20 protein-coding genes are annotated in these 20,628 nt (G+C 34.9%); 11 read left to right on the plus strand and 9 right to left on the minus strand.

Going from position 1 to position 20,628, the window contains the following annotated elements; all coding sequences use genetic code 11:
* Positions 1 to 218 precede the first annotated feature (218 nt).
* From M2265_RS25675 to M2265_RS25685, 3 genes are all read left to right on the plus strand, one after another.
* The gene (locus tag M2265_RS25675) at positions 219 to 1,079 is read left to right on the plus strand and encodes a LytTR family DNA-binding domain-containing protein (RefSeq protein ID WP_132773852.1); all 861 of its coding nucleotides are present in this window, start codon (positions 219 to 221) and stop codon (positions 1,077 to 1,079) included.
* A 73-nt stretch (positions 1,080 to 1,152) separates the two neighbouring features.
* Positions 1,153 to 1,926, plus strand: coding sequence for a CPBP family intramembrane glutamic endopeptidase (locus M2265_RS25680; protein WP_132773853.1), 774 nt, complete (start codon positions 1,153 to 1,155; stop codon positions 1,924 to 1,926).
* A gap of 157 nt (positions 1,927 to 2,083) precedes the next feature.
* Positions 2,084 to 2,422, plus strand: coding sequence for a cupin domain-containing protein (locus M2265_RS25685; RefSeq protein ID WP_132773855.1), 339 nt, complete (start codon positions 2,084 to 2,086; stop codon positions 2,420 to 2,422).
* A gap of 22 nt (positions 2,423 to 2,444) precedes the next feature.
* On the opposite strand, the gene M2265_RS25690 is transcribed toward M2265_RS25685, so the two are convergent.
* The 4 genes from M2265_RS25690 to M2265_RS25705 form a co-directional block, all read right to left on the minus strand.
* Complete coding sequence (locus tag M2265_RS25690) at positions 2,445 to 2,975, minus strand: YdeI/OmpD-associated family protein (protein WP_132773857.1); 531 nt, start codon at positions 2,973 to 2,975, stop codon at positions 2,445 to 2,447.
* 37 nt (positions 2,976 to 3,012) lie between these two features.
* Positions 3,013 to 4,614, minus strand: a complete 1,602-nt coding sequence (locus M2265_RS25695) for a Na+/H+ antiporter (RefSeq protein ID WP_132773858.1) — start codon at positions 4,612 to 4,614, stop codon at positions 3,013 to 3,015.
* A 281-nt stretch (positions 4,615 to 4,895) separates the two neighbouring features.
* The gene (locus M2265_RS25700) at positions 4,896 to 5,738 is read right to left on the minus strand and encodes a hypothetical protein (RefSeq protein WP_021188115.1); all 843 of its coding nucleotides are present in this window, start codon (positions 5,736 to 5,738) and stop codon (positions 4,896 to 4,898) included.
* A gap of 23 nt (positions 5,739 to 5,761) precedes the next feature.
* Positions 5,762 to 6,463, minus strand: coding sequence for a hypothetical protein (locus tag M2265_RS25705; RefSeq protein ID WP_132773860.1), 702 nt, complete (start codon positions 6,461 to 6,463; stop codon positions 5,762 to 5,764).
* Positions 6,464 to 6,753: 290 nt separating this feature from the next.
* Here M2265_RS25705 and M2265_RS25710 point away from each other — a divergent pair, with 290 nt between their 5' ends.
* Positions 6,754 to 7,563 carry a class I SAM-dependent methyltransferase gene (locus M2265_RS25710; RefSeq protein WP_132773862.1) on the plus strand — a complete coding sequence of 270 codons (810 nt, stop codon included), beginning with the start codon at positions 6,754 to 6,756 and terminating at the stop codon, positions 7,561 to 7,563.
* Between the two features lie 273 nt (positions 7,564 to 7,836).
* Here the strand turns inward: M2265_RS25710 and M2265_RS25715 are convergent, their stop codons facing one another.
* The 3 genes from M2265_RS25715 to M2265_RS25725 all read right to left on the minus strand — a co-directional run bounded on the left by M2265_RS25715 (position 7,837) and on the right by M2265_RS25725 (position 10,753).
* Positions 7,837 to 8,244 (minus strand): hypothetical protein, encoded by a 408-nt coding sequence (locus M2265_RS25715; protein ID WP_132773863.1) that lies wholly within the window; start codon positions 8,242 to 8,244, stop codon positions 7,837 to 7,839.
* 273 nt (positions 8,245 to 8,517) lie between these two features.
* On the minus strand, positions 8,518 to 9,006 hold the full coding sequence (locus M2265_RS25720) for a DUF1772 domain-containing protein (protein ID WP_021188119.1): 489 nt from the start codon (positions 9,004 to 9,006) through the stop codon (positions 8,518 to 8,520).
* Between the two features lie 529 nt (positions 9,007 to 9,535).
* Positions 9,536 to 10,753, minus strand: a complete 1,218-nt coding sequence (locus M2265_RS25725) for an MFS transporter (protein WP_243655517.1) — start codon at positions 10,751 to 10,753, stop codon at positions 9,536 to 9,538.
* A gap of 54 nt (positions 10,754 to 10,807) precedes the next feature.
* Here M2265_RS25725 and M2265_RS25730 point away from each other — a divergent pair, with 54 nt between their 5' ends.
* From M2265_RS25730 to M2265_RS25760, 7 genes are all read left to right on the plus strand, one after another.
* Positions 10,808 to 11,203, plus strand: coding sequence for a VOC family protein (locus M2265_RS25730; RefSeq protein WP_243655518.1), 396 nt, complete (start codon positions 10,808 to 10,810; stop codon positions 11,201 to 11,203).
* Positions 11,204 to 11,214: 11 nt separating this feature from the next.
* Positions 11,215 to 11,823, plus strand: coding sequence for an HAD family hydrolase (locus M2265_RS25735; protein ID WP_021188122.1), 609 nt, complete (start codon positions 11,215 to 11,217; stop codon positions 11,821 to 11,823).
* A gap of 123 nt (positions 11,824 to 11,946) precedes the next feature.
* Positions 11,947 to 12,696, plus strand: a complete 750-nt coding sequence (locus M2265_RS25740) for a DeoR/GlpR family DNA-binding transcription regulator (protein ID WP_132773865.1) — start codon at positions 11,947 to 11,949, stop codon at positions 12,694 to 12,696.
* Positions 12,697 to 12,721: 25 nt separating this feature from the next.
* Complete coding sequence (locus M2265_RS25745; RefSeq protein ID WP_132773866.1) at positions 12,722 to 13,639, plus strand: sugar phosphate isomerase/epimerase family protein; 918 nt, start codon at positions 12,722 to 12,724, stop codon at positions 13,637 to 13,639.
* Positions 13,640 to 14,152: 513 nt separating this feature from the next.
* Positions 14,153 to 15,322 carry an IS4 family transposase gene (locus M2265_RS25750; protein WP_132773957.1) on the plus strand — a complete coding sequence of 390 codons (1,170 nt, stop codon included), beginning with the start codon at positions 14,153 to 14,155 and terminating at the stop codon, positions 15,320 to 15,322.
* Between the two features lie 290 nt (positions 15,323 to 15,612).
* Positions 15,613 to 16,248, plus strand: a complete 636-nt coding sequence (locus M2265_RS25755; protein ID WP_031287059.1) for a DUF4136 domain-containing protein — start codon at positions 15,613 to 15,615, stop codon at positions 16,246 to 16,248.
* A gap of 1,329 nt (positions 16,249 to 17,577) precedes the next feature.
* Positions 17,578 to 18,000 (plus strand): organic hydroperoxide resistance protein, encoded by a 423-nt coding sequence (locus M2265_RS25760; RefSeq protein WP_021188856.1) that lies wholly within the window; start codon positions 17,578 to 17,580, stop codon positions 17,998 to 18,000.
* A gap of 68 nt (positions 18,001 to 18,068) precedes the next feature.
* Here M2265_RS25760 and M2265_RS25765 read toward each other — a convergent pair whose 3' ends face one another.
* Both M2265_RS25765 and M2265_RS25770 read right to left on the minus strand, forming a co-directional pair.
* Positions 18,069 to 19,079, minus strand: a complete 1,011-nt coding sequence (locus M2265_RS25765) for a glycosyltransferase family 4 protein (protein ID WP_021188855.1) — start codon at positions 19,077 to 19,079, stop codon at positions 18,069 to 18,071.
* Between the two features lie 204 nt (positions 19,080 to 19,283).
* Positions 19,284 to 20,561 (minus strand): adenylosuccinate synthase, encoded by a 1,278-nt coding sequence (locus tag M2265_RS25770; RefSeq protein WP_132773905.1) that lies wholly within the window; start codon positions 20,559 to 20,561, stop codon positions 19,284 to 19,286.
* Between the last annotated feature and the right edge of the window lie 67 nt (positions 20,562 to 20,628).

The raw sequence follows: 20,628 nt of genomic DNA on the forward strand, positions 1-20,628 counted from the left end.
GAATGAAATATTTCATTTTGTCTAGCGGTGTTCGGTAAATACCATTGAATCAGCGGTAAATGTCCATATTAATCCTGTGGAAGGAGTAAATCATCGCTATTACTTTTAGACACGATGAAATGAAGGAGCATATATAAAAATTAATTCTCAGTGTTGGATTTGTTTGTGTTATTAAACTTTTAGATATTTGGTTATTACCATTTTTAACAAAAATAGCGATGATATTAGATGCTGCTTATCCAGACAGTGAATCACATCAAGAAATTATTTTAACGTCAACACTTGTAGGCATCTTATTCTATGTGTTATTGATTATTTATCAGCCTTTTGGAACTAGCCAGTTTGAGCATACCTATAAATATTTGTTATTATTTCCATACGCAGTAATGATTTCATTTTCATTTTGTACTGTCAATCTTTTATCCTTGCAGTGGAAAAAGAAATGGACAATAGGTTTGGAATTATTTAAGGCTTTTTTAATTTTATTTCTGATTTCAATATTTGCATACTTATATAATTCATTGTATTTGAGTGAAGTGCAGCTCTCTGTTGAAAATTTTTTGTATATGTTTGGTTACACTGCGGCATTAGGAATTCCAGTTTCATCTATTTATATCTTGGCACGATTTATTTACCTCAATAATAAAGATCGATCTAATGAAGTGCGAGAGAACTATCAACATATTGAAAAAACAGATAATTGTATAGAAGAGGAAGATAATTTGAAACTATGTATTGTTTCCGACTATGCTAATTTTCATCAGGAAATGGATGTTGATGATTTTATTCTTGCAGAGGCTGCCGATAATTATTGTATCCTGCATTTTTATGAAAAGGGTATTCTAAAAAAAGAAATGGTCCGGATTTCTTTGACTAAATTATTGGATCAGGTCGAGTGTGACACGATACAAAAAGTGCATCGCTCCTTTATTGTTAATTTAAGAAAGGTGACGAAATTTAAAGGGAATACTGCCGGATATAAAATATCATTAGAAAATATAGATAGGGAGGTCACGGTTTCGAGAAATTATATTATTCCGGTTATTCCTCTTTTAAAAGAGTTTGCCGTTCGTCCCTAATATTTGCTAACGACCACTTTGTTTTTCCATGGTGTTTTAAGTCGCCTATATTCGTAATTATAAAAAAACAACTATGGACAGATTAAGATTTTATTTAGTTTTCATTATTGGGTTTGTAATTTACTTTTACATTGATGCCAATTTCTTTGCCTTAATACTAAAAAGTGTATTCTCAGTGACGTATTCCAAAGCCTTGGGACATGTTACGGCATATATGATAACATTGATACCTTTATTTATTACCGTCGGGATTCTTCATAAAGATTATCGACATATTCCTGAAAAATTGGGTTTATCCGACAGTGTATCTAGGGGTATTTCCTTTGCTGTAATAGCGACATTACCCATGTTGATTGGTTTTATATTCAAATTTGACTTGAACAAGGCACTTTCTTATGATACTATAATTATCAATACAATCTCCGCTGCTTTTTTTGAAGAACTGATTTATCGTGGTTTTCTTTTTGGACAATTATACAGGTATACACAACTAGGGTTTTTTCCTTCTGTATTTTTAGGTTCATTATTATTTGGATCGGCGCATTTATATCAGGGTAATGATATCGGCGAGTTGATCCAAATTTTTATGTTGACATGTTTAGGTTCGGTTTTATTTTCCTGGATTTATGCTGAATGGAAGTTTAATTTATGGACGGCAATTTTTTTACACTGCTTTATGAATTTGTATTGGCTTATTTTTGATGTCGATACCAATGCTTTGGGGGGAGTTTATGCCAATATTTTTAGGTTTTCAACCATTTTCATAGCAATTGGAGGTACTGTTCTGTATAAAAAATATAAACAGATTCCTTTGGAAATAACCAAGAAAACTTGCTGGATAAAATAAAGAGTTTGTGATTTAATTATTTGGGAGTGCTGTCGGGGTCTTTGACCTACAACATCAGGGTTATACTTTGACAGTACTTAATATTCAAAGAAACTTTTTTTTAGAACGAATCATTCCTATATTTAGCGTAAGACGTATAATAAAAAAAGTTTGGCATATGAAAAATGAATTATTTCACTTTGAAAATGAAAATGATTGGGAAGATTTGGGAGGAGGGGTTAAGAGGCAAGTTGCGGTACATAATGAATTTATGATGCTCACTAAGGTTCGATTTGATGAAGGCGCTAGGGGCGAATTGCATCAACATCGTCATACACAAATTTCATACGTTAAATCGGGCGTATTTCATTATATTATTGGTGATGTTGTACATGTCATGAAAGAAGGGGATAGTTGCATTATTCCTGGAAATATAGTACATGGTTGTGAGTGCATATCTGCTGGTGAACTAATCGATTCTTTTAATCCTCCACGTGAAGATTTCCTACTAAAATAGGATTTGATAATCAACTATGCTGCTAAATCTCATCTCGGTCTCCTTTAATATTTAAGGTTTTCCGACCAATAAAAGGACCTTGCCCCATTAAAAAATTTATTGCTTTTTCAATATTCCTGTTGATACTTTCTTCAGTTTTTAAGAATGAAATATATTTAATAATTTCTAATTTTAAGGATGGGGTAAGTTCATTGAATCGTTTTTCAGCGACCTGATTGTTTTTTAATGCATATACCAATTTGGGGTGCGGAATTATAATTCTTGATGCAGTATCGAGCTGTATAGTCAGTTGTAAAAGTTCACCGATTCTTTGGGGTGAATTTTTTAACATTGTTGTATTTATATAGAGCCGCCATTCTCCTTTAAATCTTAACAATGTCTGGTTATAATCTGTATTATTTACCCGACCTTTTACTGGAATCTTTCCTTTTTCCTTTTGGGCTCTTCTTAATATTTCAGATAAAACCGTCTGGGGTAAAAACACAAACGGATTTATTCCGATAATTTCTAATTTAGCTTCAAATGAAAGCAATTCTTTATTTTTACTACTCATGACCCATCTTGAATTATACTGAAAACAATATGTTTTTCTATTTACGTTTTAATCTGGATTCTTCTAAATCAAGTGTATATTCCAGATCTTTGATAATGCTACTGTCGTAGTGTTTTTCTTCTCGCAATTTGTAAAGTCCATTTCTTCTAACGGCAACTATTTCTAGCATGATTTTATTATAAAGACTTCTTACGGCAGTCAACTGTGCACGCCTATCTTCCAGTTTAGCATTTTCAGATACATGGATACTTCTCTGTAATTGTTCTTTAATTCTTGCAATTGTTTCGTATTCTTCCATCTCCTTGCTGTAGTTGCTATCCAGATAGGCAATGGAATCTTTTGCCAATTGAACCCGAATCTCGTCAATCTGATTCTCTATAGGTTCTTCCACATCCACATCATCCATCTTTATTATTTTGATGAGAATAGGGAGTGTCAGTCCTTGAAAAACTAATGTAATTAAGATGACAACGAAGGTGATAAAGAGAATTAAATTACGGTGTGGGAATGGCTCTCCATTATTTAGTGTTAATGGTATAGCCAATGCTGAAGCTAGTGATACTACACCTCTCATACCTGCCCATCCTACAACTAGTGGTAATTTCCAACCTGGGCTCTTTTCTCTTGATCGGATCTTTTTAGAGAGGAAACGGGGGAGGTACTCTGATAGATATACCAAGACAATACGCAATACTATAACAATGGCACTAATAATTAAGGCATAGTTAATCGCTTCTTCCTGTGAATACTGCCCTAATCCTGCAACGATAACTGGTAATTCTAAACCAATTAAAATAAATACGAATCCATTTAACAAGAAACCTAATGTAGCCCAGACTTCCTTGGTTTGAATTCGGGTATGATGATTTAAATAATCGCCTGAACGGAATGATAGAAACAGTCCACCACTTACAACGGCTAATACACCTGACCAATGAAAATGCTCTGCAAGAAGGTACATGATATAAGGAGCGATCAATGTAATAGGAGTTGAGATACTTGATGATTTTGCTACATAACGCAAGAATAAATATAATATATGCGCTACTGCTAAACCTACAACAACCCCCATGATGGATAATATGACAAATTCTGAGGCTGCCTTTTGAAATACAAATTGACCTGTTAGAATCACTGCTACAGCAAACCTAAACACGGTTAAGGAGGCTGCATCGTTTACTAAGCTTTCCCCTTCTAAGAGTGTTATGCCACGTTTAGGAATCTTCACACCTTTTAATACTGATGTCGCAGCGACAGCGTCTGGGGGAGAAATAATACCGCCCAATAAAAACCCTAATGCCAAGGTAAATCCAGGGATAATATTTACTGAAAAGTATGCGATAGCAATAGATGTAAAAAACACTAAACCAAAGCCTAAGCTCATAATGGATCGTCGCCATTTTTTTAAACTGTCCCAACTGGTATACCAGGCGGCTTCAAATAGGAGAGGTGGTAAAAACACTAAAAATACCAAATCAGGATTGATACTGATCACGGGCATGCCTGGAATTAGCGAGATGCCTAAACCTCCAATGACCAATAAAATGGGATACGAAATTTTGATCCTTTGACTTACTACAAATAGCATCGCCATGACAAAAAATAGCGATAAAACTAATAGGACATTCTCCTCTACCATAAGTTCTTTTTAATAATTCTTAATGCACACTTGTATCCAGGTTATAAAGGTAAAACATTTCGTTTTATTGTATCTATTTAGACGCCTAAAAATAAACTGTATTTATATTTTGTTATAATAGCGGGAGCTAGATTCCGCTATTAATGATTTATTTGATCCTGTTGACCACCTACAATTCTGAATTATTCGAATTTTATAAAGGATGTTAGAACTATGAAATTCTTTGATTCGCTATTTTAATGACGTTTTATTTAGTTAGATTGTTTTCGCCAATTAGTAGGCTATTGTTTTTGAAATATTTCATAATTAAATTTCAAAACATTTAAATTCCATAAGGTTAGCGTTTGTGTTGCAGTCAATTGTTTATCAGCTTCGCTTATGATTAATTCATCACGGAATGAACGGATATATTTTGACCAATGCTCACCTTTAGAATCTTTTAGCAAAAAATAAAAACCTGCATCACCAAAACGTTGACCAGACGAATTTAATACTAATTCACCATTTACGCCAACTTTAGGAGCCATAATAACGGTGGCATTACCATGAGGTAATGGGAAAATAGCTTTTACACAATACCGGCCACTTGGCAATTGACAGATCCCATATGCTCCAGAATATATTCCTTTGCCAGTTGATGCAATTTTTCTGAGCCAGAATATATATTTAATTTGGTTCGTTTTGGCATCCAAAAGTCTTACTATTTCGCTTGTAATAGATTCCGAATTTTGCATATCATAGATTGGGATATTTAATTGATTTAACCTATTACTGAATAATTTTTTTAACAGAAATCCAAAAACTTTAAAAAAAGAATTCCATTTTACTGAAACATTTAGATCATAATGTCCTGTTCGTTCATAAAAATCAATCACTTTAGCTGATAATCGGGCGTATTCATGCGGAGAAAAATGAAGTTGGCTCATTGTTGGTATCAATCCATGCATTTCGGATGGAGTATCAATTCTTAGATTTTCTAGCTTAGCAAGTTTATCGATATAGTTCTTATCAATTGCTTCCAAATTACCAAATGGACCCATTAACCAGTTATCATTTTTTGAGTCAATTTTTCGACCGGATAGAATTACCCATTGTTGTGTAATCCAATCTTGAATCTTTTGCATCGGATGGGCGAAACTTATTTTGATCATAGAAGAGGTATGAGGTTGTTACGTCCATTCCATTCACCAAATTCAGATAAAGGCTTAAATCGCAAAGTTGTAAATTCAAAGTGAAAATCTTTGCGTTTTCGTTCCTTCATTGCATCGACATGTCTTGTCGGAGCATGAACATTACTATGCCCTAAAACCATATCAGTCATTTCTTTTTGGGATTTCCAAATTGAAAATGTAGAAACAGTTCTCGGGTGTCTTATCGATGCCAAAGAAAAAGTAGTGCCGGGATGATCACGGACCAGTTTTTCTACGGGTTTGCCCCAGCGTATAAATCTTGGAATTTCAAATAATTTCATGCGAGCTAAGGTTACTGCTACAACGGGGCTATCAAGAGGTTCGAGTTCAAGTGTTACTTCCGGAATCTGGAATTTAGTTATTTCCCCCCATTGCCTTAGAAAAATTAATCGTGTGTGCCATCCTTTGGACAATACTCTCCCAAATTTGTTTTCGATTAAGAATTGGTCAACGGATGCTTCATCGTTCCACTGTGCGAATACAGCAACCTGTTTAGAAAAAAGTCGAGAAGGAGATGTGATAGCAGAGCCTAATGTCATTGCTGTCATACATTCCATATGAATTAATCCCGAATTATGAAATGACTTAGGCGGAGATAAAATGGCCTTTAAAGCTGATAAATAGGATGTCTTTACTAAATGGTATGTAAATATGCTCATACTCAAAAATAAGTTTAATTTATCTTATTCCTGAAGAGTAAAGGTGTATTAAATAAAATACTAAAAAAAACTTACTGTTGCCTGTGTTTTTGTTCATCTTATGTAAAAGCTAAGTTAGCTTTGAAAAATGAATTGTAGATAAGAATCTATAGGAAACCAACAGGTTTACCATATCAAATCCAACATTGTTCCTGTAATTTTTTGTAATTTAGCCTTAACCAAGGTGGGAAAATTATAAACGGGCATAAGTCATAATTTAATGAATGATTGTGTTTTTTAACAAAAGTTAAATGGAAACTGAAGATAACTATATTGAAATAAATAAACATTCATGGAATAATAGAACTGATACGCATTTAAAATCAGAGTTCTACAATCTTGAAGGATTTTTAAAAGGAGCAAGCTCACTCAATCCCATAGAATTAGAAATACTCGGAGATATTAAAGGGAAAAGTATTCTACATTTACAATGTCATTTTGGCCAGGACTCCATTTCATTAGGTCGACTTGGTGCGAAAGTTACAGGTGTTGATTTATCTGACAAAGCTATTGAAAGTGCAAAAAGAATTGCTTTAGAAACAGATTTAGATGCCCAGTTTATTTGCTGTGATTTGTACGATTTAGAAAATCATTTAGATAAGCAGTTTGATATTGTTTTTACAAGCTATGGTACCATAACATGGTTGCCTGATTTAGAGAAATGGGCAGCATTAATTTCGCATTTTTTGAAGCCAGAAGGAAAATTTATTTTTGTTGAGTTTCATCCAGTTGTTTGGATGTTCGATGATAATTTCGATAAAATTGGTTATAATTATTTTAATGTGGCTCCCATTGTGGAAACAGAAAACGGAACCTATGCAGACAAAGATGCAACTATCTCTCAGTCTTATGTAACTTGGAATCACAGTATGAGTGAAGTTGTGCGCAGTTTGCTCAATCACCAAATGGAAGTTGTGGATTTTCAGGAATACGATTATTCGCCTTATGATGTTTTTAATAACATGATTGAGTTCGAAACTAAAAAATATCGGATTAAGCATTTGGACAATAAAATACCGATGATTTATTCTATCGTTGCAACTAAGAAAAAAAAACCGTAACAAATTTTCTGAAGCTATTCTTTAAGATATACTTTTAAAGAATAGCTGTGATACATACCCTATTTTCAAATACCGGGAGAGTAAGGTTTGAGAACTCTATTAACCTGTTGTTATATAAATTGTTTCGGCTTGTAAAGCGAAATTTATGACCTTTTCCGCTATTTTGATCATTATAATATTTTCCATATCATTTATTGTTCAGGCCTTTACTTGAAATAGTCATGAATAGCTTTTGCCAGCAGTAAGGATTAAATCCTTTCACGGAGATCCAAATTATAATTTTACGATCCTTTTTTCAATCATTTCTAACATTACTGGTGAAGCATTTTTAAATGTAGGGGGCTGTTCTGTAAGACTTCCTGCATTTTTTTTGTTGATTTTAAATGTTAGATCCATTTCGGTAGTGAAAAGCAAAGCAGTTATAAAAGGATTTTTAAGGTATGAACTTAAAATTGTCAGTGCTTCATCAAGAGTGTGAAAGCTCTCAATTTCTTCTGTTTTGTATCGCAATGTTAAGGCAAGTTTATACCCTCCGGTTTCTAAAATATGAAGACGGACATAAATATTTTTAAGGTCAGTATCTCCAATTGTTTTGGCCAAGGTAAGTTTTGCAAAAGTTCCTTGATTGATACTTAATTTTACGTGTTCATAAAATTCAACAAAAACAGTTTGATATGGCATTTTAATATAATTTAAACTACAAAATTACACTAAGTAGATGATAAATAGCTCCTTTTTTTACAAAAAGGCAGTAAATTTAAAATTAGTCTATTAATTATAGTCTTACAATTGAAAAATTAGGAGAGTAAAAATGTACAGTTTGTAATAAGGTCATGTGTTAAAATTAAATATCTTCAGTTAGTATTTCTGTTTTAGTTAGTAGCGGATCTTGCTAATTGCTGTTTAAATAGTGTAATTGTTGATAGGATATTGTCTCTTTTATAAGGATCTAAATCAGTCGTTTAGGAAAGTCAAAGCTATGACCAGACAGACGAAAGCTATGAATGAAGCTAATGTCCTTATATTATTCCAAAACAGCCAGGGCTTTTCAAAGATAACTCTCATTTTCTGTAATGATTCTTCCGATGCTTTTGAGATATCAAATAGTTCTATTTTATTATTCAATGGCACATTCCGTACAGCTGTAATGCCGAATACACCGATTATATAACTTATACATGAAAAAAATATCAGAAAAAATTTAGGCGAATGAATATCGAAATATATGATCGAAGATATAACAAGTGAAAACAAAGTGCCAAAAAAGCTAATATAAAAAATTGGATTTAATACTTCTTTGTTAATACTTTGCATCGTTGTGAGGTATTCTTTGTTATTTAGTTTGGCAAGTCCCAGATTTACTGAAAATGTATATGCAAAAAAGAAGCCCGACATGAGACCAGAGAGGATAGTTGTCACTGCTAATAATTCTTGTGTTTTCATAAATGAGCTGAATTTGTTTAGATAATGTGTTTCTTATTGCAGTTTGATTTTGAGTAAGTTATGTTTGAATATATCCATTATAATTTGATTTCAAAAATTGAACCGGCAATTTCATGTCATTCCCAACTTTGATCGGATGGAAAATTTGAGATTTGTCTCATCATAGCGTGATTTAATATCGAATCGGGATCTTTACTTCTGCAGTTATTATTTTGCGAGTTATTATTAATAATTAAAAGGGCCAACTTTCGTTAGCCCCTTTATGCACTCAGTTTAAGAGCAGAGTGATTTATTTGTTCTTGTCGTTCTTTTTTAGTTACCCATAATTTGAAAAATAGCGAAGCTGACGTTAAGATAATTCCCTTAAATAAACTCTGTTGAATGGTTTTTTTGTAGCTTTTAATTTCAATGTCATAGGGTTTATTGGCAGTAAATAATTTCTTTAAATATTTAGGTTAGAAATTAACGATTGTCTTAAAATAACTTAAAACCCAAAGTCAAATTCATTCATGTATTACTATTTGCACTTTTACTTACGAAAGAAATATAAGACTGCAATTAATACCATTAATGTAGCGGAAAATAAAAATGCGACTTCAAGATTGAATTGATGAGCAATTAATCCTAAGATAGCAGGCCCCATAAGTTGACCTGCATACCCCATTGTTGTTATTGCTGGAATACTTACAGATGTAGGGACTGTCGGTATTCTGCCAGCCTCACTAAAAAACAAGGGGACAAGATTTGCAGAACCTATTCCTAACAATAGAAAGCCGAAAAGAACGAAAGGCATCCAGATTGAATAAATAGCTATTATCAACCCTAGAGCTGCTAGCAGGCTACCGCCAATGACCATTGTTTTTGCATTTAATTTTTCAACCAAACGATCCCCCATTAATCGCATGCTAGCCATAGCAATAGAGAAAGTGGCATATCCAGCTCCGGTAAATTCGACATCAATATCTTTGATATCTTTTAAAAATACAGCACTCCAGTCTAGCATAGCGCCTTCTGAGAGAAAGCTGGCAAAACATAGTAGACCAAAAAAAAGTACTGTTCTATTAAAAATCAGTTTTTTTGAACTATGTTCTAGCTGTTTTTCTGGTTTATGTATAATCTGAGATTTTTGTTCTGTAGCATGATCAAATAAATAGTTGAATTGACTAATAACAATTAAACATAACAGGAGTGATATTGAAATTGCTGCTATTTGAGGAATCAATCCCATTTTAATTAAAAATCCTAAACCAAGGGATCCAAATAGGCCTCCCAAACTGAAAAGACCATGCAATGAAGACATAATCGGACGATTATATTTGTTTTGAACTAGTATACCATGAGAATTCATCGCAACATCTATGGCGCCAATACTGGCACCAAAAATAAATATACACAATGCCATTAGTGAAGCAGATGAAATAATCAGCAGTAGAGGAAGTGTAAGAGCAATGATTGCTGTTGTACATAGAATCACAATTTTATTACCATAGCGTTTTGATAAAAGACCTGTTATTGGCATCATAATTACGGCGCCCAAGCCAAGAAATAAAAGTAATAATCCTAATTCGGCCTCGTTAATATCCAATCTTTCCTTTACATATGGTACCATTGGTGCCCAGCTTGAAATTGCTAATCCACACACTAAAAAAATGAATTGGGTTGCTCTTTTTGCTTTTTTTGTTTGATTTTCTATCATTATTATTTTTCTAAATGAATTTTCTAATACTTCATATTGTTTTGCAAACATATGCAAATTTATATAAACTTGCATATGTTTGCAAAACAATTAAACAATAATAAGATGAACATGAAAATTGAACACATTGGAATTTGGGTAGATGACTTGGAAAAAATGCGCAACTTTTACCTGACTTATTTCAACTTAGAATGTAGTGAGAAATATAGGAATTTAAAAAATGGCTTTACATCATATTTTCTCAAGTTTGGTACTTGCGTTACGCGCTTAGAACTTATGAACAGACCCGATATTCTTGATGAACCGTCAAAAAGAGGTTTTAACAAAGGAATTGCACATTTTGCTATTTCAATAGGGGGAACTGAGGCTGTTGATCTGTTGACAGAAAGGTTCCGAAATGACGGTTTTACAATTGCAAGTGAGCCGCGTACTACAGGTGACGGATATTATGAGAGTGTTGTGCTGGATCCGGAGGGGAATAATTTAGAAATTTCGGCTTAAACATAGTAATAATGATAAAAGCTGTAATTTTTGATATCGGAGGTGTTCTTTTAGATTGGAATCCTCGATATGTATATCGGGATATATTTTTTCAAAGTGATCAAATGGAGTGGTTCTTAGAAAATGTCTGTTCTACAGATTGGAATTTGCAACAAGATAAGGGAAGATCATTTGACGAAGGAATGTATAAGCTGAAAAAGCAGTATCCCCAATTTGAAAATGAAATCGATGTATTCTGGAAACGATGGCCGGAGATGCTAAAAGGTGAAATTAATGGTACTGTTGCTATTCTACAGGAGTTAAAAAAACATTATGAAGTCTATGCTTTAACGAACTGGTCTTCCGAAACGTTCCCATTGGTTAAAAATCGATTTGACTTTATTGCAGATTTTGATGGCATTGTTGTTTCTGGTGAAGAAGGGTTTATTAAACCAGATGAAAAGCTTTATAAAATTTTGTTGCAAAAATACAATTTACTGGCAACAGAATGCATTTTTATAGATGATAACATTGAAAATGTAAAGGCCTCAGTAAAGCTCGGATTTGTTGCCATACATTTTACGAATTCAATAGCATTAAAGTTGGAATTGCAAAAAGTGAGGATTCAGGGCTTTGTTTAGTTTTATAATATTTTAATTTGCAATTTTTTGCGAATTAAAATTTAAATGCATAATATTGCAAATTAAGTTGTGTTAGAAATAATAGAGAATCCTGTAAGCAAATCTTTATATCAGTAAGTAGCTATGTTAAAAGAAAAACGATTTGAATTTATATTAAATCAACTAGAAAGTGAGGAGATGGTCAGCTATGAATCATTAGCAGAAAAGCTCGATGTGTCCGAAGATACTGTCAGAAGAGATATTGATCATTTGTATAAAATAGGTCTTTTATCTAAAGTGCGTGGTGGTGCAATTCAACGTTCTAAAAATCCGCTTACTTTCGAAGATCGAAACAGCTATTTAAAGAGAGAGAAGGATGTTATTGCTCTTAAGGCACAGCAGTTTATAAAAGAAGAAATGACTCTTTTTATGGATGGAGGAACAACAATATGTGCTATTGTTAATTACCTGCCTGCGGATATTCATCTTAGAATTATAACAAGCAATGCCATGCTTATTCCAATTCTAGAAAATTATCCCAATATTGAATTGATTTTATTGGGCGGGAAATACCATAAACAAACAGCAAGCACGGTAGGGCAGACAACTTGTAATGAGGCAAGAAGTTACATTGCAGATCTGTATTTCATGGGGACATGTGGGGTTGATTCGAAATTTGGCATATCTGCAGTAGTTAAAGAAGATGCAGAAGTTAAGTTAGCAATGCTGGCATCAGCAAAGAATGTATTAGCTCTTGCAAATCAGGATCGTTTAAGAGTTACAGAATCTTTTAAAGTATGTGATGTAGAACAAATTGATGTATTGATTACCAATTTAGCCACTACAGATAAGAGCTTAGACGAATTTAGGCACCAACCGATAACATTGGTTTAAGACAAAAAAAAATAAAACTTAATATATGAAACTTAAATTTTTAACCTGTTCACTTCTTTTAGCTGTGACGGGTATGGGTACTACTTTCAATAATGTACAGGCGCAAGAACAAATAAGAACAAAAGAAATAGGTTTACAGTTATATTCTGTTAGAAGTATGATTGGAAGTCACGTACAGCCAGATACGTATAATGCTGATTATTTCTCAGTTTTACAAAAATTGGCTAAAATGGGTTATACATCAGTTGAGTCTGCAGGATATAAGGACGGTATGTTTTATAATACCACACCGCAAGTATTCAAAAAAAATGTAGAAAAAGCAGGCATGAAAGTTCTTTCTTCACATGCGTCAAGAACTTTAACGCAAGAGGAATTAGCTTCAGGCGATTTTTCCAAAGCCTTAACATGGTGGAAAGAGACTATCATTGCACACAAAGCAGCAGGAATTAAATATATCGTTACCCCATGGTTAGATTTACCAAAGACAATAAAAGATCTTGATACTGAATGTCAATATCTCAATGAGATTGGTCAACTTTGCCGTGAATATGGTATTAAGTACGGATATCATAATCATGCCCATGAGTTTGAAAAGGTAGAAGGAAAAGTGGTTATGCTCGATTACATGATTGAACATACTAAACCTGAAAATGTCTTTTTTGAAATGGATGTATATTGGACGATCATTGGAAAAGCAAGTCCTGTAGATTATTTTAAAAAATATCCTGGAAGATATACTACTTTGCATATTAAAGATCACCGTGAGATTGGTCAGAGTGGCATGGTAGGTTTTGATGCGATATTTGCTAATACCGATATTGCAGGTGTTGAGAATATATTTGTAGAGCTTGAAGAGACAACTGCAGATCTAGAAGTTGGACTAAAACAAAGTATAGATTATCTACTTAAAGCACCATTTGTAAAGAAAACATATCAAAAATAATTCTATCTGTGATTATATCATAAATAAAGCCTTGTTTCAATAAAATGGAACAAGGCTTTGTCTTTCTTAAACAGCCTAAAACTTAATTTTATCTATTTATGATTTACGATTAGCTAGTCTTCCATTTTGTAAGGATAGAGTTCTCAGTACAGCGTATCAACGTTGACTTTTTGAGTTAAGATGATGCAAACAAAAAATAGTATCCAATAGAACAAATCCTTAAAAGAGTATTTTTGGCGGGTATCGTACTTTACCAGAAAGAAAAGATTGAGTTTATTCAACAGTAAATTTAGCTTCTCTAGGGTGACACTCAAACACAAATATAATTTTTTACAAAATCCATTATTAGAAAACTTAGTAAATTAAAGAGTCATGATACCATTTTTGAAACCAGTATTTTTTCATTTTAATAATAGTAATGAAAACAGTAGCGTCCTAAACGTTTTTTAAAAAGTGGTGGTGAATGATATAGCATGGAATGCTATATTTAGTTTGCTAAAACAAATCACCACCATGGTAAATATAAATGTATTTTCTCAGATTCTCTCGCTTATCGACCGCGGTGGTTTCAATTTTTTGGTGCGCAAGCATGAGTCAGACAAGCACCACAAGGGGATCAACAGCTGGACGCATTTGGTAAGCATGCTTTTCTGCCATTTATCGTCTGCAGATTCTGTCAGGGACATCAGCAACGGTTTGCGGAGTACGACGGGCAATATGCACCACATGGGTATCAGCAGGGTGCCCAGCAAGTCCAATCTTTCCTACATGAATGCGCATCGTGACCACGTGTTATTCCGCGACCTGTATATTGGGTTATTGGACACACTCTGGCAGAAGCAGACGCATCTTCGCTCAGAACTGCGCATGCTGAAACGCAAAGTGCTGCTGATGGATGCCACGGTGATCCCGCTCTGCCTGTCGGTGTTTGATTGGGCAAGGTTCCGAAGTGCCAAAGGTGCGGTGAAGTTGCATACGGTACTGGATTACGATGGCTGTATGCCCAGCTTCGTGCATATTACCGATGGCAAAACACATGAATCCACCCTGGCAAAGACCCTATCCTTTCCCAAAGGATGTGTGGTAGTGGTGGATCGGGGCTATGTCGATTACGCCTGGATGAACGTTTTGGACAGCACTGGCTGCTTTTTCGTAACAAGGAGCAAATCCAATATGAAATATACGGTATTGAAGTCCTGGAAAAGCGATGAACTGAAAGAAGCCGGGGTGATTGAAGATCAGGTTATTGCCTTGGATGGCAGCTCAGCAGCTCGGTACGGAGATAAGAAGATGCGTCTTGTCCGGGTTTGGGACAGCATCAAAAATTTAGAATACGAGTTCCTGACCAATCATTTTCAGTGGAAGGCTGCCACCGTAGCTGCACTTTACAAAGAGCGCTGGGAGATCGAGACGTTCTTTAAACACCTCAAGCAGCGGCTGAAGGTCACCAGTTTTGTAGGCACCTCCCAGAATGCCGTTTACATCCAGATATGGACAGCCCTGATCGGGATATTACTCTTCAAGTATATTCAGAAAAGGGCGAAATATAGCTGGAACCTGTCAAATCTGGTGAATTTCATACGGCTGAATATCTTCGTGAAGATTGATCTGTGGAAATGGGCCGATGACCCGTTTATTTCGGGCAAACCGCCCGATCAAAATGGACAGTTTAACCTTTTCTGAAACGGACAGGGAGGATTTATTCGGAGAGTAACAATAAAATCTGCATGGAAACACCAGCAGATAGGGATTTATATGGCCCTAAAATTTATTTAGGACGGTACTGTAATGAAAATTATTAAACAAAATAGGCTTAAATTATGTTCTTAGATTGAAATATAGTAGTCGAAAAGTATCGAATAATGCATTTATTTTATAACAATTTGTCGATTATTAATCTATTGTCCCAATTTATGAGTTAGAAATCAAGTTTGAGAATTAGTGTTAAAAAAGAAATAATAAATTTTATAATTATGAAAAAGTTCATTTTACAAATTTGCACGATAGTGCTTATTTTTTCCAGCTGTGCAACCAGCAGTATGATTACAGGATCTTGGCGTGATCCCGCTGTCGATCTGAAGAAGTATAGTAGAATATTTGTGGCAGTTATGACAGATAATGTTCCTGCTCGTCAGAAAGTGGAAGATGAAATTGCTTCATCACTCACTTCACTAGGTTTAACGAGTGTAAAGAGTATAGATGTTTTTCCGCCTAATCTTGCAAGTATGGAACCCAAGCGTTCAGATCTAGCTATGCAGAAAGTAGCCGGAACAAATAGTGAAGCCATATTGACCATTGCTCTGATTGATTCTAAGTCAGAATCCAGATACATTCCAAATGTTTCTGTTTATCCTGTGAACACCTTTGGCTATTATAGAACATTTGGTGGTTATTATGATTTTTGGTACGGTAACCTTTATAACAATGGCTACTATACTACAGAGAAAACTTATTACATCGAAACAAATTTATACGATGTGCGCACAGGGAAGCTCGTCTGGTCGACTCAATCTGAGAGTTATAATCCCGGTTCTTTGGATAGTTTTTTAGCGGGATATAAAAAGGCAATGGCCAAGCAGTTAAAGAAAGATAATTTAATCTCAAATTAGTACAGGAGAAAGATTACATGGCATGTGACTGAGGCCGAAGAAGCTTTCTTGAACAGGAATTTTAAGTTTATAAATTAAAGATGGTTTGTGGAATTTTTAAATCTATTTGAAACAAACGAATAAAGTCTTTAAGAAGTAGGCTTAAGAGATTTTATGTGCAGCTCTTCTCAACTAACTGTAGAGCATTTATGAAGCTTTAATAAAGCGTAGATAAAGCATGTTTGGCTATGCATGGTATAGGAATGTGGTAAGAGCGTGGTAAGTGCGTTGTAAGTGTGTTAAACAGGCTGTTTTTACACTGTATCTATGCTTTATCTACGCTTTACGTACGCTTATGCCATGCTTTATAACTACATAACAGGTTTACGAGTATAATAATTCCTTGAATTTTATGAATTAGTGAGGGAGGACTTTTGCAATTAAGTATAATTATGTTATAAAAACAGCTCTATCAAGATTGTGGTAACATCCTACTATCAGATAACCAAAGGTGCTTATCATTAACCCGCAAATAGCTAGTATGATGTGTTGAAAGTCCATCAGATGGTCGTACCGTAATTAAGTACTATTTTACCTCTGTTGACGGTACTTGTTAAATTACTTTTTTCGTTAATGATCTGATTTAATTGGTGCTCAAGAGTCTCTTCGAAAGTTTTCTTGACAGAACATTCGATACACCGACCACAGGTAGAGAAGTAACTTTATGAACGAATTAAACCAAAAGAATAAATAAAAAAAATGTGTGATTTTTTTTTATTTATCTGATGATTATAATTATATTGACATAACCTTTCATAAAATTGCACACGATTAACTTGTTGTGCTACAAAGCCTCCAAACCTGGAGGCTTTGCTGTTTTTTATCCTTTCAATATATAATAAGTGGGGCAATATATATGAAATATGCTATTGGTTGAGGATTTGTTGTCTGCAATAAATGCTCAACTAATGAAATTTGCAAACTAATGGAAGTTGATTAATAATCTTAAAAACTCGGATGCATAAGCCTTTACTTGTTACAAATAGGGTAAATTGTTGAATTTTCTGTATAGATCAAATAGCAGTGAACGAGGATTAGATAGCTTTCAAGATTCAACTCATTCACTTAAAGTACATGGAAATCTTTAGCAAATGCAGGTTTTGATAAAAATTGTCAATGTTGAGTAAAATCTATATATGTGTCGTTGAAAATTATATTGTGCACAATATAATTTTATTAAGTTTGTACTGTTTAATAGTAGAGGCAAAAATCTTTGCCGATATAGAATTTAAAGTCTATTGTCAGGGATTGGTCGAATTGAAAAAAGAGTAAAAATTTAAATATATAGTAATGAAAAATTTGTATACAATAGGTGCCCAAGCTACTGGCGGTAGAAATGGGCAGGTTAAAAGTGAAAATAATGTGTTGGATCTTGAGGTGCGTATGCCGAAAGCCTTAGGAGGAGCTAATGACGATTATGCTAATCCTGAAATGCTGTTTGCTGCAGGATATGCAGCGTGTTTTGACAGTGCACTGAATTTAGTGATTAAACAGTCAAAAGTGCAAACAGGGGAGACCACTGTTACGGCAAAAGTGAGTATAGGGCAATTGGAAAACGGTGGTTTCGGATTAGCAGCTGAACTTCAAGCCAACATCCCGGGTATCTCATTGGAAGAAGCGCAAGCATTAACAGAAAAAGCACATCAAGTATGTCCTTACTCTAACGCTACTCGAGGAAATATCGAAGTTAAGATAAGTGTTTCAAATCAATAAAATATGCCTCCAGCCCTCGCTATATGAAACTACAGTGGAAGCTGGAGGTTATTTGTTTTAAATAAGATTTATCTGTTTAAAATTTCTCTATATACTGCTAAATAGTTCTGACACATTCTTTCTTTGGAAAAGTGATCCTCCACTTTTTTCCGACATGCTTCTCGGTTGATGAAACCGATATTTTTAACCATTTCAATTGCCTCGTCGATGTTTTCAGCGAGATATCCATCTTGTTCATGATCGATCAGTTCGGGCATACTGCCTTTGTTAAAAGCAACAACCGGTGTGCCGGAAGCCATCGATTCGACGACCGATAAACCAAAAGGTTCGCTAAAATTTATAGGATGTAGCAGTACACTGGCGTTAGAGAGTAATTCATTGCGTCTTTCCGGACCAACTGAACCAATATATTCAATTTTACCGGGTTTTAAATGGGGTTGGATATGCTGTCTGAAGTAATTTTCATCTTGAATTATACCAGCCATGATTAGACGTTTTCCCAAGGCTTGGGCTATTGCAATAGCTTCTTTAGCTCCCTTATCATGATGGATTCTGCCGTAAAACAATAAGTAATCCTGAGGTTTGTCGTTAAATGTAAACTGTCCAAGGTCAATTCCGTGGTAAACGGTAGCAATATAGTCCAATTCTTCCGCACGATCGGCATTGCTGATGGATACATAATGTCCGTCTTTATTGTGTTTTTTATATACGGGTAGAATACTTCGGGACGAAAAACCATGGATCGTGCTTACGACTGGTGTCTTCACCAATCTGGAATAGGAAAGGGGGAGGAAATCAAATTGATTGTGTATAATGTCAAACTCGCGCGCATTTTCGAAGCACTCAGAAATATGCAAAGATTCCCATACTTTGGCATTGATATCGCGGTCTTCTTCATATCCTAAAGGACAGACTGCCTGTAAACGTGCTGTGGTAATTGAATTACCAGTCGCAAATAATGTGACTTCGATACCTAATTTTACAAGTTCTTCAGTAAGTAATGAGGTAATCTGTTCCCATGGACCGTAGTGAACAGGAGGTGTTCGCCAAGCGATTGGCGAAAGCATTGCAATCTTCATACCTCTACAACATACGATACCTGCTTTTGTTATTAATATTCGTTTTTGTCTAAGCCTGATTTATAAATACGATCGATTTGAAATGCACTATTTGAAGATGTCTTTGGGTTGGCAAATCGTTCTGATTTGAAAAAGGGGGTGTCCTAAATTGTTGGCCCCCCCCCTTTTATCATTCATGACCTATTTTTATAGGTGTTTTCAACATTAATAAAGCTTCAAAGTTTGCTTCCGATCTGGGCCTACAGATAAAAATTTAATGGGAATTTGCAGTTCTTTTTCCAAGAAATTAATATATGTTTTGAGCTTCAGTGGAATGTCGGAAACATTGGTGACTGTGCTGATATCTTTATGCCACCCGTCTATTTTCTTCAATATAGGAGTTGCTTGTTGAGTAATTAGCTCATAAGGCATATAATCGATCACTTTACCATGATGGCGATAATGGGTGCAAGCAAAGATGTGATCTAAACCACTGAGAACATCTGCCTTTGTCATCACCAATTGAGTCACACCATTCAGCATTAGGGCATATTTTAGTGCAGGTAAATCGATCCATCCAGTACGGCGGGAACGACCGCTTACTGCACCAAATTCTTTGCCTGTCTGACGGATCTGCTCTCCTGTTTTATTGGCCAACTCTGTTGGGAAGGGACCACCGCCAACACGGGTGCTGTATGCTTTAAAGATACCGATCACCTCACCGATTTTGTTTGGAGCAATTCCTAAACCTATACAAGCACCTGCTGTTGTGGTATTGGATGAGGTAACAAAAGGGTAGGATCCGAAATCAATATCAAGCAAGCTTCCCTGTGCACCTTCGGCTAAAACCCTTTTCCCTTCCTGAAGATACTGATTGACCAGATGTTCTGAATCCACCAGAGGATAATGCTTCAAGTGTTCAATTGCATCAAAAAAAGCAGTTTCATTTTGAATCGTATTCACTTCTAACTGATAAAATGAAGCAAGCATTGCTTTATGCTTTGTTACCAATTTTTGATAACGTTTTTTAAAATCTGGTAGCAAAATATCGCCTACTCGGAGTCCGTTACGTCCTGTTTTGTCCATATACACCGGACCAATACCCTTTAAAGTAGATCCTATTTTGTTCGTATCTAGATTTTGTTCGGATGCCACATCAAGCAAAAGATGTGATGGTAAGATTAGATGTGCTTTTTTTGAAATCAGTAGGTTACTTTTTTTCAATAAGTCGTGGCCGGCTTTTTTAAGCATATCCAGTTCTTTGATTAAACTGATCGGATCCAGAACAACTCCATTTCCGATCAGGTTCATGGTATGATCGAAAAAAATGCCGGAAGGAATCGTATTTAATACAAATTTTTTACCGTCAAATTCTAACGTATGACCTGCATTGGGGCCACCCTGAAAACGCGCTATGAGATCATAATCTGCACTTAACACATCAACAATTTTCCCTTTACCTTCGTCGCCCCATTGGAGGCCTAATAATACATCAACTTGCATAATCGTATGTTCAAATATTTAATACGACAAAGTTCGGGAGAAAGGGTCAGGCTACACTTGCCAATTG

The organism is Sphingobacterium kitahiroshimense, from assembly GCF_025961315.1.
Taxonomy (GTDB): domain Bacteria; phylum Bacteroidota; class Bacteroidia; order Sphingobacteriales; family Sphingobacteriaceae; genus Sphingobacterium; species Sphingobacterium anhuiense.

Excerpts from the sequence above, each read along its gene's own strand:
- M2265_RS25675 (WP_132773852.1), top strand. The coding sequence starts at position 219 with ATGATATTAGATGCTGCTTATCCAGACAGTGAATCACATCAAGAAATT.
- M2265_RS25680 (WP_132773853.1), top strand. The coding sequence starts at position 1,153 with ATGGACAGATTAAGATTTTATTTAGTTTTCATTATTGGGTTTGTAATT.
- M2265_RS25685 (WP_132773855.1), top strand. The coding sequence starts at position 2,084 with ATGAAAAATGAATTATTTCACTTTGAAAATGAAAATGATTGGGAAGAT.
- M2265_RS25690 (WP_132773857.1), bottom strand. The coding sequence starts at position 2,975 with ATGAGTAGTAAAAATAAAGAATTGCTTTCATTTGAAGCTAAATTAGAA.
- M2265_RS25695 (WP_132773858.1), bottom strand. The coding sequence starts at position 4,614 with ATGGTAGAGGAGAATGTCCTATTAGTTTTATCGCTATTTTTTGTCATG.
- M2265_RS25700 (WP_021188115.1), bottom strand. The coding sequence starts at position 5,738 with ATGCAAAAGATTCAAGATTGGATTACACAACAATGGGTAATTCTATCC.
- M2265_RS25705 (WP_132773860.1), bottom strand. The coding sequence starts at position 6,463 with ATGAGCATATTTACATACCATTTAGTAAAGACATCCTATTTATCAGCT.
- M2265_RS25710 (WP_132773862.1), top strand. The coding sequence starts at position 6,754 with ATGGAAACTGAAGATAACTATATTGAAATAAATAAACATTCATGGAAT.
- M2265_RS25715 (WP_132773863.1), bottom strand. The coding sequence starts at position 8,244 with ATGCCATATCAAACTGTTTTTGTTGAATTTTATGAACACGTAAAATTA.
- M2265_RS25720 (WP_021188119.1), bottom strand. The coding sequence starts at position 9,006 with ATGAAAACACAAGAATTATTAGCAGTGACAACTATCCTCTCTGGTCTC.
- M2265_RS25725 (WP_243655517.1), bottom strand. The coding sequence starts at position 10,753 with ATGTTTGCAAAACAATATGAAGTATTAGAAAATTCATTTAGAAAAATA.
- M2265_RS25730 (WP_243655518.1), top strand. The coding sequence starts at position 10,808 with ATGAACATGAAAATTGAACACATTGGAATTTGGGTAGATGACTTGGAA.
- M2265_RS25735 (WP_021188122.1), top strand. The coding sequence starts at position 11,215 with ATGATAAAAGCTGTAATTTTTGATATCGGAGGTGTTCTTTTAGATTGG.
- M2265_RS25740 (WP_132773865.1), top strand. The coding sequence starts at position 11,947 with ATGTTAAAAGAAAAACGATTTGAATTTATATTAAATCAACTAGAAAGT.
- M2265_RS25745 (WP_132773866.1), top strand. The coding sequence starts at position 12,722 with ATGAAACTTAAATTTTTAACCTGTTCACTTCTTTTAGCTGTGACGGGT.
- M2265_RS25750 (WP_132773957.1), top strand. The coding sequence starts at position 14,153 with ATGGTAAATATAAATGTATTTTCTCAGATTCTCTCGCTTATCGACCGC.
- M2265_RS25755 (WP_031287059.1), top strand. The coding sequence starts at position 15,613 with ATGAAAAAGTTCATTTTACAAATTTGCACGATAGTGCTTATTTTTTCC.
- M2265_RS25760 (WP_021188856.1), top strand. The coding sequence starts at position 17,578 with ATGAAAAATTTGTATACAATAGGTGCCCAAGCTACTGGCGGTAGAAAT.
- M2265_RS25765 (WP_021188855.1), bottom strand. The coding sequence starts at position 19,079 with ATGAAGATTGCAATGCTTTCGCCAATCGCTTGGCGAACACCTCCTGTT.
- M2265_RS25770 (WP_132773905.1), bottom strand. The coding sequence starts at position 20,561 with ATGCAAGTTGATGTATTATTAGGCCTCCAATGGGGCGACGAAGGTAAA.